This is a genomic window from Neobacillus sp. NRS-1170 (assembly GCF_050468025.1).
In genome coordinates this window covers 15,822-30,153 of record NZ_JBITPF010000102.1, presented here as the reverse complement: position 1 = coordinate 30,153, position 14,332 = coordinate 15,822, and the positions used below count along the sequence as shown (strand labels likewise).

Genomic DNA, 14,332 nt, shown 5'->3' with positions numbered 1-14,332 from the left:
GAAACACTATGAAAAAGTTGATTTTCAAAATGATGCTCATTGTGATTTCATTATTACTTATTAATGGTTGTTCAAATAATACAAAGAATATAAATACAAATAATACTGACAAACAAAACAATGTAAATGCAAATAATACTGACAAACAAAACAATATAAATACAAATAATACTGACAAACAAAAGATGAAAAATACTAGTCAAACGGAAGATACCAAAAAGATGACTTTAACACCAAGGAAAGATCCAATTCAAGAGCAACTAAATAAAATGACTTTAAATGATAAAATTGGACAAATGATAATAGCAGGATTTGATGGTGTAACCATTAATTCAAGTACACAAACCCTTATTAATAAATACAAGGTAGGTGGGGTAATCCTCTATCAACCTAATGTTAAGGATGCTGGTCAATTAGTAAACTTAACAAATGCCATTAAGACTACAAATAGCAAGAATAAAGTACCGTTATTTATATCCGTCGACCAGGAAGGCGGCAGGGTACACCGAATGCCAACATCAATCCAAAACACACCAAGTGCAAGAATCATTGGTAATAAAAATGATGCAAATTACGCATATAATATCGGTAATGTAATCGCAAAAGAATTGCAATCCTTTGGATTTAACACAGATATCGCTCCTGTTCTAGACATCCAAACTAATCCTAATAATACTGTTATCGGGGACCGTTCATTTGGATCAAATTCCAGTATTGTTTCAAAATTAGGAGTTAGTATGATGAAAGGTATTAGTTCTGGGAATATCATTCCGGTTGTGAAACATTTCCCTGGACACGGAGACACTTCTGTTGATTCTCATTTGGAACTTCCATTAGTGAGGAATGATCTAACAAGACTAAAAAATGTTGAATTAGTTCCTTTTAATAATGCTTTCAAAAATCATGCTGATATGGTGATGGTTGCGCACATATTAGTTCAAAAAATTGATCCTAATTATCCTGCATCTATGTCAAAAACCATTATTACAGATCTTTTGCGTAAACAATATGGATTTGGAGGTGTGGTCATTACAGATGATATGACAATGGGTGCTATTGCAAAGCACTATACGTTGAAAAACGCAGCTGTAAGGGCCGTAAATGCTGGGGCCGACATTATTTTAGTTGGTCATGGAATGGATAATGTGGCCACTGTCTACAACAGTATTTATTCAGCAGTAACAAATCATAGTATTTCTCTAGATACTATAAATAAGAGTGTATACAGGATTTTAACTTTGAAACATAAATATAATGTTAATAATAATAAAGTTTCACCTGTAAATGTCAGTAATCTAAATAATCAAATAACAAAAGCTATTTCAAATACTACGACGACGAATATTACAAATAGTAAATTACTTTTAAATATCGCAACTAAAGCAAAAGAAGGTTCCATCATAAACGCTGATTTTCATTTAAAAAGCACCACGATTAATATTGTAAGAAAGATCTGGGGAAATGAAGATAAAAGAGAATATATTGCTGCAGCGAAAGGGACGTATAGTACTTATAGTAAGTACCATGTAGTTGTGGCTTATAATAAAGGGCAGCAACTGTTTGAGATTCGATCATTTGATCCTAGTTTAAAAGCCTTAACCATAGCGGATGTCAAGAATTATTTTGGTTCTCCGAAAACAGATGTTAAAACAAGTAACAAGGAAGAAATTATCAGCTATACAATTGGAACCAATACATTAAAGTTTGTTTTTCCTACAGGAGCTCAAACAATGTATCTTGATCATTACTCTATATATAACGCATCCTTAGCTAATAATATGGCTAGCTAAATTCTCAATGATATTTTAAAAAAGATTGGAACGTGATAATGAACTGATTTGCCCAAAGGTTCCATCAGAATGGTTGGAAATCAATCGAAGATGTCACAAAGGAGCTTGACACTGCGAGACCTAAAGTTTAGCAGGGAGGAAAGTCGGGGCTAGTGCGAAATTCTCTCAACATTTTGTCCTCCGAATTAGGAGGCAAAAAAATCTTTCATCTTTTTCAACAAATGTTGGAGTTTGTGCAACATTATGGTGTCTTTGGTGTATTCGTTGGATTAGTTACAATCATGGTTGCTTTTTTCCGAAACAAGACAACCGTATATGGGATTTTCAAAGAAGAGTTCAAGAAAAATCCTTGGGTGTTTGTACTTTTTTCATAATAATTATCATATTGGCACATTAAACAAAGAGCGCCTGGGTCACCCGGGCGCTTCTATTTTTTAGCTGTAAAGTTAGGGAGGTTTAGAGATGTTTTCAGACTCTTATAAAACTACTGCGGCAATGGTGGTATGGATGGTAACCGTCCTTCTTTCTCATCATCTTTTATATGTTTATAGTCAGCCATATTTTGCCGGTTTATCTGTTGCTTCGATTATCCCTTTAAATTTATGCCATCATTGGAGATATTGCACCACAAATCGAAGAGGAGCCTGGTTACGCAACTGTTTCAGGGCACTTGACTGCTCTTTGGACAGGGGCACTGATCGCAACCTTGATGAAATATGGTTTTATAATGGTAAGGAACATTTAAAATTCAACCCCTAGATCTCAAAGGAAGATTTGAAAATGAAGAGTAAATTTCTTAAAGTCTCCTTTTTTCATACTGTCGTTTCCACCTATTCCAACTTCCTTAAACTCAGATTTAGTAAGTTCACTAACTTTTATACTAAGTAGAATAGAAGTTCAGTATGAGTCTTTTCAAAACTACAAGCTGGTGATGTTAATAATAAAATAGACAGTAAATTCAAAACAAAATACTCTTCTATCTCTTTTGGGATCGAATGTTCTAATTGTTCAAGGAGGATGGTACTAAAATTTTTAATTCTATTCATCCCCTACAGTTTTTGCTGATCCTACATCCATAGGCTGCGACTTTTTCATCAGAAATAAGGACTTTAAAATCTGATTAAAACCATACAGAAAGACTTTGGGCGGTTGCACGACGGACTGATCAGAAAGGAAAAACATACTTTCTGTCATTCCGTACGTGTCGCTTCGGCATTAAATGGTCCGATAACCCCGGAATGTGGGGCTTACGCCTACATTCCGTAGGTTCCTGTTCCATTTGCGGCTAACACCGCCATACAGAACGAACCGAAAACCGGAAAATCAAAAGATGAAAGTTCAAAAGAATAAAAGACAAAAGGAGAGCAAAACGGCTGCTTTTCTTAGTGTGCCAGGCATGGCAACTATCTAGGTGGTGAAAGTCCACTGTGGGGGTACACATCAGCCAACCACTAAGGAAGCGCAAGGTACTTATCGTGAGGTAAGGGCTGGAGGAAGCGTGGAATAAAATCTTGGCTCGACGAACAGAAATCTGATACTAAGGCTCTGCAAAGGGATTAGACTCCTAAGCAAGTTAAAGTCCAAAAGATGTGCGTAACTTTGTAGAGTAAATCAGGCGAGTAAAAGAGGAAAGATAGTTGTCTTACCCTGGGAGGTCTTGCGGATGTACAGAAGTACAGTCGAAAAAGGTTAGTCGCAAGAAGTCAGCAGAAGCCATAGTAATGATATATTCATGAAGGGCTGAACAATTTATAGTGTTTCAACACCACGAATGCGTGAGTGACGAAAACTCCGAATGTGTTAATGGTAAAAGTATGAGCGTATCTCAAAGGATAACCAAAAGGGGGCTATCACTTACTACGTGAGAGGAAAGGAGAAACGAGTGTGAAACTTTTAGAACAAATTCTAAGTAATCAAAATATGAATGAAGCCTACCTACGTGTCTATAGAAACAAAGGTGCCAGTGGTGTGGATGGAGTAACAGTCGACGAACTAAAGCAATACCTGAAAGAGAACAAAGATGAGTTGCGCCAGCGCATCAGAACAAGAAAATACCAACCACAAGCTGCCTTAAGAGTGGAAATCCCAAAAGAAAACGGAAAGATGCGCAAATTGGGAATACCAACAGTAGTGGATAGAGTCGTTCAACAAGCTATTCATCAGGCTCTCAGTCCGATATTTGAAGAACAGTTCAGCGAATACAGTTACGGTTTCAGACCAAAAAGAAGTTGTGAGCTGGCGATTATAAAAAGCCTGGAATTTCTGAATGAGGGTCATTATTGGGTAGTCGACATTGACCTTGAAAGATTCTTCGATACCGTCCATCACGATAAACTCATGCGAATTATATCCAACACAATAAAAGACGGAGATGTCATCTCGTTAATCAGAAAATACTTAGTTAGCGGAGTCATGGTGAATGGAAAATATGAAGACACACCTGTCGGTACTCCGCAAGGAGGAAACCTTAGTCCACTATTGAGTAATATTATGTTAAACGAACTTGATAAGGAACTAAAGAAAAGAGGACTAAGGTTTGTGAGGTAAGCTGATGATGCCCTTATCTTTGTGAAAAGTGAAAAAGCAGCCAACCGAGTAATGAATTCAATCGTGAGATTTATAGAAGAAAAATTAGGTCTGATAGTCAACGTAGAAAAGAGTAGAATCTCACGTCCAAAAGAATTAAAATTCTTAGGATTTGGGTATTATTACGACGTTAATAACAAGAGATACCAAGTGAAACCTCATCAAAGTTCGGTACAGAAGTTTCAAAGGAAGCTTCGACAACTGACAAAACGAAACTGGAGTGTTCCACTAGACTACCGAATATTGAAACTGAAACAAGTTATATTTGGATGGGTAAATTACTTCAGAGTGGCAAACATGAAAAAGGTGACTGAACGAATAGACACTAAGCTTCGCTCCAGAATTAGGGTCATCATCTGGAAACAATGGAAAGTAGCGAAGAAACAAATCAAATCTCTTATTCAGCTAGGGATTCCAGAGGAAGAAGCGAAAGGATTAACCTACTGTCGAAAAGGCTACCGATACATAGGATTATCAAAAGTCGTCCAAAAAAGCAATTTCAAACAAAAGACTAAAGCAGAGGGGAGTCCCCTCTGCTTTAGAACATTATCTAAAAGTACACACTGTGATATAAATTGAAACGCCGTATACGCGAACCGTACGTACGGTGTTGTGAGAGGGGCGAAAATAATACATTTATTTTCCCTCTACTCGATTTGATTTTTCCCTTTTGCCTTCCGATGCGTAAAACAGCACAAGCTTTCTAACCTTCCAGCCGGTAGGACACCCGAACCTTTCCGGCTAGAAGCTAAAAAAACTAGTCAATCGGTCAAGGGGCAAAAAACTTTTTTGCTTAAAGGCGACTAGCGCAACAGCAAAAAACTTTTTGTGCGAAGAGCGCCCTTGACCCATTGCCTATGCGTGTTTTTCGTTCTACTTGCAAAAGGGGAAAAATCATCCCCCTTTTGGGGAACGGATTCGCTCCGGAATCCAAAAAGAAAAAATGAAAGAAAAAACCAAAAATGAAAGGGAGTTTTGAAAAATGGAATTCATGTCAATCTTCGAAGTCGTTCGAATCAAACAAGAAATTAAGGAATATTCTGAACCGTTTGTACAGTATGCTGTTCGTTCACCAGAAGATGCCCAGAAATTAGCGGCCTCTTACATTGCGGATGAAGACCGTGAAGTACTTCTTGTGATGATGCTCAATACCAAGAATCAGGTGGTTGGGTTACATAGAGCTCATGTTGGAAGCTTGAATGCTAGTATCGTTCATCCAAGAGAGGTAATGAAGTGCGCTATTCTCAATAATGCAGCCTCCATTATTGTCAGCCACCAGCACCCGAGCGGAGACCCCACACCAAGCCGGGAAGATATCGACATCACCAAGCGGCTTGCAGAAGCAGGGAGAATTTTAGGCATCGAAGTTCTTGACCGTGATTGTCACCCACACCGGGAGGCATGTCAGTTTAAAAGAGAAAGGCTATCTATAAAAATACCAAAATTGTAAGCAAAGGGGCTTTGCCCCCTTGCTTTAAAAGGAAGAATCAATGTGAGCTAGATTATAAGAATACGTGCTGGATGGCCAGCTGATGAAACTTAACGGATGGATAAAAAACATCCGTTTTTTCTTGATTATATGACGCAGGCATCGAGCCTGCTTGACGCATGCTGACGCAACCCTTAGAAAGATTACTCGAGGATGAAAAAAACATTTCGATCTTACTATAGGTGGCATGTGTATAAATAGAATTTTACATATTCTTATAATCCTTACTCTCTTTTTTGTTATCCGTACAGCCTTAAGGCTGTGTTTTTTCTTTAGAAATCATGACTTTAAAGAATTCGTTCAAAAATTTACAGAACCTGTTTCGGGCGGCAGCACTACAGAATGATCAGAATGCAAAGTACACATTCTGTCATTCTATATGTGTCGCTTTGGCACTAAATGGCCCGATAACCTCTGTCTGTACGGCTAACGCCTACATTTTGTAGGTTCCTGTTCCATTTACGGCAGGCCGCCCGTACCAAACGAGCCGAAAACCTTTAATACCTTGGGCTCCTTGCCCAAACCCAGCCAACGGGAGCCCGTTGGATCGCAATATACGCTCGGACTCTATTAATCTCCTTCTTTGTTCTCCTTATTGTAATCGTATGCCCATAAGGGCAGTCAAGGGTGCTACGCTAGCACTTCGCAAACTTTGTGAACTTTTTTAAGAAGAGCGTTTAAAAAACATCACAAACTTCAAGCCCATTGACAGCCCTTTTCGCAAAGATTCGTTGAGGTCAAACAAAAAAGGAGTGATTGTGAAAGAAAGCAAGTTTTCACGGATTGAAGGTAGCAAAATCAAGCACAGGGTTTTATGTAGGTAGATACTTTCAGGAAGACGAAGTCACTTCACAGTTTGTACGACTAACCGATGAGTTCAGAAGCAAACAAGAAGCCATCGAGTGGATCGAATCCATCATGGAAGGAGTGGCAGAGTGGAAAGAGGGGTAACTCCCTCAATTGTTTCTTTGTTTTAAAAAGTGTACTGAAGAGCATGGAAAATTCCCGGCTATGCCATGAATCGTGTCGCATGCTTCGCTTTGCTCCTAATAATTGAAAGAGTGCTGGCGGCCTTTTGGGGACATTGAACCCCTAAAAATGCCGACTGGCATGAGGTTTAATTGAAAAAATCCGAAAATGTGCGCTATGCTATTTCCTCGCACTAATAAAGGATAAAATTATTTAATTATTATAAATATTCGGTTAAATCGACAAACATTTTACAATCACTCATTTATAATGGAGGAAGGTGATTCTTGTTTGTCCAATAGGTTTTCCTACATTTTTTAATAATAGGAGATGTAAATATGGATTTTTATGAAAAGTTACCTACTGATTTTTTAATTGCTTTTTATGAAGAAATGATGAAAAACATTGAAAAAGGATTATTAACGAAAAATATGTATTATGAATTAGGTTTACTGATTTCAGTTGCAAGTGACAGGGGGATTACATTAGAGCAACCATACGACTTTGAACAGATAGACAATCAAAAGGCTCTGGAGGATTTTATTCATTTTACGCAACATGTAACGTAATAAAGGATGGTTTGGTACCATCTTGGAACTTTTACTATGTAACCATCAAAAGAAAATTAAAAAAAATTCCCGTATTCAGTTGTGAAAATACAGGACTTTTAATCAAACTTCTGTATGTTGCTGATTTTTACTTTTTTGATACATCGTGATGAGCTCGTCCAATTTCTGACTGTAACAAAGGGTGTCATTGCTATTTAATCCAGTGTTCCCCGCAATTAGGATCAACATCTTTCTCATCTGATTGATCCGGTCCTCTAGTTCCTTCATCTCGATAACCATCATACATTCCCCTGATTCTCTTTAACTGTTTAATTCGATAAATTGTAGTTTCCTCGCAATTATTATTATGCGAAAAATTTTAAGTGATTGGAATACATCTGACAAAACCCCCTAAAACATTACAAAAAATTATATAAATAGACGAACCAAGGGCTAAAAGAAAGAACGAGAGCCCTTTCTTTCAGATCGTACCTGTCGCTTTTTCACTGACGACGCTACCACAACTTAATCTTCTCAAGACATGAGCTGCAAATAAGGTCAATATTGACGAAAAACAGGTTATACCAGTTACTGGTATAACCTGTTTTGGCTGCTAATCCAACTATCTAAAAAAGTTTCAAATTACTTTATGCTGCTAAATCGCTTTTTGGCCGAAAAGAATAAAGAGTTTAAAAGATCCTCTATTTATCCAAATAGAGGATTTTTTCTTAACCGCAATAATAACTACAACCCTAAAATAAAAAGATCAAAAGTCTTAAACAATCAAAGATATCCATAAAACAGGGGATCATAAACATAAGAAAAAGTTATAGAGTGGGGATTATCGGAGTCAATTCAACTCGAAATTTGGGTGAGCAAAGGAGAATTAGAAGTAATTTAAGTTGCAAAAATTAGATTTCTGAATCGTTTTATTGTTCTTATGGCTATTGTACCGATCGCAGGTTGCACTTTTTGTTTGCATGATAATATAAAAAGACGCACATGATGTACCCATTTGATTATTTGTGTTTTCTTTTATAAATTAACTAGATTAAAGAGTGGACCTTTTCGGTTTCTTTTTATATCAATCTCTTTTATAATGCTTAAAAGATGATCTTTTTGAATGGAGAATCGTAATTCTAGGTCACGAAAGGAGAGGGATCATGAAGAAAATAATTTATCCTCTTATTATTGGGATCATGGCTTTCACGTTAACAGCTTGTGGTTCAAATGAGGAAGGGAAACAACTCCAAAAAAGTGGACAACAAACTGAAACTGCTCAAACCAAGCAACTAGATCAAGAGAAACAGATGAAAGAAATACAGCAGAAGCTAAATAAGCAAAAAATTGAGGATAAGAAAACCGTTGCAATTATCAATGGTGAAAAGGTTTCAGGTAGTGACTATAATATGGTCTTATCCTCTCAACAAATGCAAATGCAACAAATGGGAGAAGATCCTACTTCTGAAAAACAAGCAAAACAAATAAAAGAACAAACCATCGATACCTTAGTGGGACAAACGTTGATCCTTCAAGAAGCAGATAAAAAAGGGTATCATGCATCAAAAGACGATGTTGGAAAACAACTTGCCGAAATAAAAAAGCCGTATAAAGATGAACACAAATTTGAAGAGGCTTTGAAACAAGCTGGTTTGGGTATGACGACGCTAAAAACCAAAATAGCTAGGAATATTCAAATCATGAAGTACATGGAGAAAGAAATACCAGTAGAAAAAGTAACAGATAAAGAGATTCAAGCCTATTATGACCAATTAGCCCAGCAAGGAAGTGCCAGTGAGCAAAAACTTCCAAAGCTAGAAAAAGTAAAACCACAAATCAAGCAACAACTTGAACAACAAAAACGACAAGAACAGCTCGCTAAACAAGTAGATGTGCTTAAGAAAAATGCTAAAGTGACCATTAAAATCTAATGAATTTAAAAACAATGCCACTTTTTAAACGATAATTCGAAAAATGAACATTCACAAAAGGGTGTTCGTTTTTCGAGTTTTTTAAATTGGAGGGGAAGGGGATTCGATTCCTTCTGACCTCCATTTATCTTTTAGACCGATACCTTCTGAATTACCTTTAATTCCTTTGCAAAAATAAAAGCAAAAAACAATAAACGTAAGAAAAGACACGCCGGCCGTATAGATGAAGACCTCCCGCATTCCTAGATACTCACTGGTCACGCCGCCCGCATACTTCCTATGATTCTAGCTAATCCCAAACTGATTAAACCATGGAAGCCAATGTTAATGATCACTGGTTTCCCTTTTTATTATTCAAATAAATGCAAAAGAATTATGTAAGTTAGAAGGGAATGAAACTGAGACCCTGGGTTTATACGCTAGAAGAGTCTGCCACTAGGTCCACCCTTCGAACATAGTGCTCCAAGAAGAATTCAAAATGGATTCTCTCTTCTTTTACTCCCAATTCTTTTAAGGAACGGTAGATTGCTTTCATGAATGGAGTGGGACCACAGAAATAGAAGTCCGCATCTTGAAAGACCACATTGTCCTTCAGCCAATTTTTAGATACATATCCTTCAAAGTCAAAGTTATGATTTTTACGGTCTTCTTCTGTTAGTGAATCATAAAATACAAAGAATTTTACGTTTTTCCTTTCTTCAATCAACTCAACTTCATCTCTTAACGCGTGAACACTGCTATTTTGTGCGGCATGAATAAATGTAACCTCTCGTTCCGGCTGAATCTCAACTACTGTTTTTAACATACTCATCATCGGAGTAAGTCCAACGCCGCCGCTCAACAGCAAAACAGGTGATTTCTTTTTTAAACCAAGGTTAAAGTCTCCAGCTGGGGCACTTATCTTAAGCACATCTCCCTCATTGACATGGTCATGGAGATAATTTGACACCTTGCCATCTGGAATATCAGTGCCAACTTCGCCGCTTTACGCTAATTCGATAATAGCCCTTTCCCGGTGCATCAGAAAGGCTGTATTGACGAATATGGGTAAATTCCTCACCAGGGATTTCCAGCTTAATGCTGATATATTGACCAGGTTGAAAGCCAGCGATTTCTTTGTGATTTTCAGGTATAAGGTAAAAAGATGTAATGACGTCACTTTCTTCTACTTTGCGGTCGACGATGAAGTGACGGAATCCATCCCAGCCTCCTTTCTGATTGGCTGCCTCGTTGTACATTTCTGTCTCAACACCTATAAAGGCATCCGCAATTACTCCATAGGCTTGAGTCCAAGCATCAATTATTTCGTCCGTTGCAGAATCACCAAGTACATCCTTGATTGCCAGGATTAGATATTTCCCTACGATCGGGTAATGTTCCGGTTTGGTCCCCAAACTGCGTTGTTTTTGGGCAATCTGGTTAACTACTGGAAGGATTGATTCAAGTTTATCAATGTACATGGCTGCTGCATATACAGCACTTGCAAGTGCTCTTTGCTGTCTTCCTTGCTTTTGGTTTGCATGATTGAATATATTAAGTAATTCAGGATGTGCCCCAAACATTAATTGATAAAATCGGGTCGTAATTTTTTCTCCGTGTTGCTCCAAAACCGGGACAGTTGATTTTACAAGGTCAATCCTTTTTTGGTCTAACAAAAGAAACACTCCTTTGTAGTTATTACTGTTTTCATAGGGTTTATTATAGGAAACATTATACATAGACTGTGATTTAAATCACATGAATGTATATTCAAAAACCCTTGGCAAACGCATTCATCCTTTTATTTATTGATGTCCATCATTTCTTTACATCTCTTTTATAAAAAAGTGACAAATTCGTGACATTCGGGTGAATTTACTCAAAGCTTCATCTAATTCAGCCGGTAGGGCAACAGACCTTTCCGGCTAGAAGCTAAGAAAGCTAGTCAATCGGACAAGGGGTAAAAAAACTTTTTTGCTTAAAGGCGACTAGCGCAACAGCAAAAAAGTTTTTGTGCGAAGAGCACTCTTGACCCATTGCCTATGCGTATTTTTCGTTCTACTTGCAAAAGGGGAAAATTCATCCCCTTTTAGGGAACGGATTCACTTCGGAATCCAAAAAGAAAAGAGGAACATATAAAAAAAACGTTTTTTTCAAAACGACGAAATCGGTTATGGATATGATGAAGCTGAACATGGAAATGCGGTGGAATTTGCTGAAATCGATATTGACCTTGTCATTTGGATTGTGGAAGAATTTCAGGAGATTTATAGCAGCGATGTTGAATTGTATAAGATTGTAAGTGTCAGGGCGACAGAAGCAATAGTTTCCGATGAACCAAGAATTTCAATCGATTGGAAGGATGAGTCTTATTAAGCAAACGAGGAAGTCCTAGCCGCGATCGAGGATTCCATTTAGAATCTGCAGGAGGAATTCTTTAAAGTCAGCCGTTAAAGAAGTTGAAATCACCATCAACTATACAGAAAATGGAGAAAAGAAGGTACAGCAATATTTCTGTCAGGCGTCTGATAAAACGGAAAAAGGCCTGGTGTTTTTTGCTTTGGAGCATCTTTGTTTATGGGAATTCGAAAAATCGATGCATCAGTATATAGGTTGGACCGTTTCGATTGATTCCGTAGAATACAAAATCGATGGTGAAACTACCACCGTTGACAGGACAAAGGTAGAACAGATTTTCCTTGCTGCCGCTTATTAATAGACTTTTTTTAGGAACGGTATTATTTTCCCAACTATGGTCTCCAAAAAAGAAAAAAGTTTGATTTACCCTAAGTGACGGTCCGACTTGCCTTTTCGGCTTGGCGGATTGTTTCGTTTATGCCGTTCCTGGTACGCGTAGTACCAAAGCATTCCCGAAAAAGTGGTCCCACCCACTGATGCGATGAGTAATGCCCAATCCATCATAACTGCAGCCTCCTTTCTTTGGAAAATGTGCCCATTTAATAGAGGTAAAGAGATTATATCCACTCTTTGTCCAAAAGGCAACCGTTTTTAAAAACCCATCTGGAAATATTTTCAACTCTCACCTCCTACTTAAATAAACTGAATAGTTCGAAGCTTACTCCCTATATCCCCCAAAAAAATTCTTCTTTACAGTCCTTCATTGTAGCGAGTTATTTTGATTTGGCAAACACGAATCTAAATTTTTTTTCGATGACTTCGCCGGAGTATGAGTTCGTTATCCTAATCCCTTTCACAAGGAAATTCTTATGAAATGCAGCCAGCCTGTCATCGACTGGGGACATGCACGGAACGGGTGAAGTTAATATTTTTATTTCAAACCAAAATAAAAAACATCCCGAAGGATGCTATTCGCTGTTCTTCGATGGTTTTGGTGAATCAATCACTTTACCATCTTTTGTAGGATTCATCACATAATATATTGCGGTACACAATCTTGCTTCAATATATGTCAAACTAGGTATAACAATCTCACCATCGAGTTTTTGCTTTTCCATTTTAGCAAACATTCCTAATGCCCGGGAAGTTAAATCTAAAGCCCTTTTTAGTTTATAAATATCATTATCATAATCTTTGTCCGTAACTTGAGATGAAATTCCATCTGCAATTTTAATGATTTTTTCAAGTCTTTGATACTCGTTCAAATTCACCACCTCCCAATAGATATTATGGAATGATGATTTACTTTATTACTGTAAAAAAAGGAGATTCCCCAAGAGGAATCTCCCTTTCACATTTAAAACAGTCCTAAGAATTTCTTTCGTTTCGTCGGTTCCGGCTTTTCACTAATTATTTGATTGAAAATAATCGCGCGATTGTTGAGCAATACAATACTAAATAATCAAACTTTTTCATAAAATCGAAACTTAGATCTGCTGAAAAAGAATCCATTTTGATTAATATTATTTCTAAATGGATTCTTTTTAATTATCGTAAAATGCTGGTTTGTGAGATATTTTTGATCAAACTTTATTCCAAAGCAACACGTATCCAAATTTTCCTGTAATTTCATCCAACTTTTTATATTCGGAAAGAACATACGAATCTTATTTTCTGTATTAATACTTTCAAGAAATTTTCTCCAGATGTGAAAGATTTTCTTTTTCTCTTACCAATTCTTTAAAATTTAATAAGCAAAAAAGTCATACTGGTTTGTACCAAAGGTGGCAAACTGCAATGAACTGGACCCTTCTGTCGGAATTGGAAATAAACCCAATCTCTAGAGTGAAAAAAAGAAGCTAGCTTTTTTTCGCGAAAGAAAGATATTTACTTGGCACTTAAACACAATCTTCCAATTAAATCTATGTAATAATCTCTTTAAAAAAAAGGATTTCTTTTCCCTTTATCTAATTTTATTATGAGAAAGATTTTTAGGAAATATATGACATATATGATATGCTGTAATCTCTACATAAACAGCGATTAATAAAAAGACGAGGTGTTTGAATATGAATAAAACAGAATTAGTAAATACTGTTGCGACTCAAGCGGAGCTAACCAAGAATGATGCCACAAAAGCTGTGGGTGCGTTGATTGAAACCATCTCTAGTGCACTTGCTAAGGAGGAGAAAATCCAGTTAATTGGATTCGGGACATTCGAAGTACGTGAGCGCGTAGCTCAAACAGGCCGTAACCCACAAACAGGGGAAGAAATTCAGATTCCTGCTTCTAAGATTCCAGCTTTTAAACCTGGCAAGGAATTAAAAGATGCAGTTAAATAAGTTCGTCTGTATTGTCTACAGGGAAATTCCTTTGAATCTTTTTCTGAGGTATAATAAGGGGAACCACTCTATTCAGTAAATTGGAGTGATGATTTTCCATGAAAAATCGTGATAAAAAGAGAAAAAAACGTATTTTTTTAAAGGATTACTTGAAAAACAAGTTGAAGGATTGGTTTAACCCAAGGAAGAGACCTACATCTAACTAGATCATTAGCATAAAGAATAAGGAACCCTGATAGAAGAGTAGTTAGTAGTTGATAACTGCTCTTTTTTTTCATCCATTTATTACCATGCAAAACTAGGATCATCTATGGAATGGTAAGACATTATATTTCAACCA

Annotated in this window: 11 protein-coding genes and 2 pseudogenes; 9 read left to right on the top strand and 4 right to left on the bottom strand. The window is 37.0% G+C overall.

Annotated features, from left to right (window positions below):
* The first annotated feature begins 8 nt into the window (after positions 1–8).
* The 5 genes and pseudogenes from nagZ (at position 9) to ACIFOT_RS31375 (ending at position 7,403) form a co-directional block, all read left to right on the top strand.
* Entirely contained in the window at positions 9–1,790 is a 1,782-nt protein-coding gene (gene nagZ / locus ACIFOT_RS31395) for a beta-N-acetylhexosaminidase (protein ID WP_430072681.1), read from the top strand.
* A gap of 462 nt (positions 1,791–2,252) precedes the next feature.
* Positions 2,253–2,549 (top strand): hypothetical protein, encoded by a 297-nt coding sequence (locus tag ACIFOT_RS31390; protein ID WP_430072678.1) that lies wholly within the window; start codon positions 2,253–2,255, stop codon positions 2,547–2,549.
* A 1,125-nt stretch (positions 2,550–3,674) separates the two neighbouring features.
* Positions 3,675–4,950, top strand: a pseudogene (gene ltrA / locus ACIFOT_RS31385) (group II intron reverse transcriptase/maturase).
* 408 nt (positions 4,951–5,358) lie between these two features.
* Positions 5,359–5,826, top strand: a complete 468-nt coding sequence (locus tag ACIFOT_RS31380) for a JAB domain-containing protein (protein WP_430072676.1) — start codon at positions 5,359–5,361, stop codon at positions 5,824–5,826.
* A 1,346-nt stretch (positions 5,827–7,172) separates the two neighbouring features.
* Positions 7,173–7,403, top strand: a complete 231-nt coding sequence (locus ACIFOT_RS31375) for a hypothetical protein (RefSeq protein WP_430072673.1) — start codon at positions 7,173–7,175, stop codon at positions 7,401–7,403.
* Between the two features lie 102 nt (positions 7,404–7,505).
* Here ACIFOT_RS31375 and ACIFOT_RS31370 read toward each other — a convergent pair whose 3' ends face one another.
* A complete protein-coding gene (locus ACIFOT_RS31370; protein ID WP_430072670.1) occupies positions 7,506–7,685 on the bottom strand; it encodes a Spo0E family sporulation regulatory protein-aspartic acid phosphatase in 180 nt (59 codons plus the stop codon).
* Between the two features lie 860 nt (positions 7,686–8,545).
* Here ACIFOT_RS31370 and ACIFOT_RS31365 point away from each other — a divergent pair.
* Complete coding sequence (locus ACIFOT_RS31365; RefSeq protein WP_430072667.1) at positions 8,546–9,313, top strand: SurA N-terminal domain-containing protein; 768 nt, start codon at positions 8,546–8,548, stop codon at positions 9,311–9,313.
* 412 nt (positions 9,314–9,725) lie between these two features.
* Here the strand turns inward: ACIFOT_RS31365 and hmpA are convergent.
* Positions 9,726–10,968: pseudogene (gene hmpA, locus ACIFOT_RS31360) on the bottom strand (NO-inducible flavohemoprotein).
* A 529-nt stretch (positions 10,969–11,497) separates the two neighbouring features.
* Here hmpA and ACIFOT_RS31355 point away from each other — a divergent pair.
* Together ACIFOT_RS31355 and ACIFOT_RS31350 are read left to right on the top strand one after the other, a co-directional pair.
* Entirely contained in the window at positions 11,498–11,668 is a 171-nt protein-coding gene (locus ACIFOT_RS31355) for a hypothetical protein (protein WP_430072664.1), read from the top strand.
* A gap of 184 nt (positions 11,669–11,852) precedes the next feature.
* A complete protein-coding gene (locus tag ACIFOT_RS31350) occupies positions 11,853–12,008 on the top strand; it encodes a hypothetical protein (RefSeq protein ID WP_430072662.1) in 156 nt (51 codons plus the stop codon).
* A gap of 65 nt (positions 12,009–12,073) precedes the next feature.
* Here ACIFOT_RS31350 and ACIFOT_RS31345 read toward each other — a convergent pair whose 3' ends face one another.
* Both ACIFOT_RS31345 and ACIFOT_RS31340 read right to left on the bottom strand, forming a co-directional pair.
* Positions 12,074–12,214, bottom strand: a complete 141-nt coding sequence (locus ACIFOT_RS31345) for a hypothetical protein (RefSeq protein WP_430072660.1) — start codon at positions 12,212–12,214, stop codon at positions 12,074–12,076.
* Positions 12,215–12,618: 404 nt separating this feature from the next.
* Positions 12,619–12,915 carry a hypothetical protein gene (locus tag ACIFOT_RS31340; protein WP_430072657.1) on the bottom strand — a complete coding sequence of 99 codons (297 nt, stop codon included), beginning with the start codon at positions 12,913–12,915 and terminating at the stop codon, positions 12,619–12,621.
* 804 nt (positions 12,916–13,719) lie between these two features.
* On the opposite strand from ACIFOT_RS31340, the gene ACIFOT_RS31335 reads away from it, so the two are divergent.
* Entirely contained in the window at positions 13,720–13,992 is a 273-nt protein-coding gene (locus tag ACIFOT_RS31335; RefSeq protein ID WP_430072654.1) for an HU family DNA-binding protein, read from the top strand.
* Positions 13,993–14,332 lie beyond the last annotated feature (340 nt).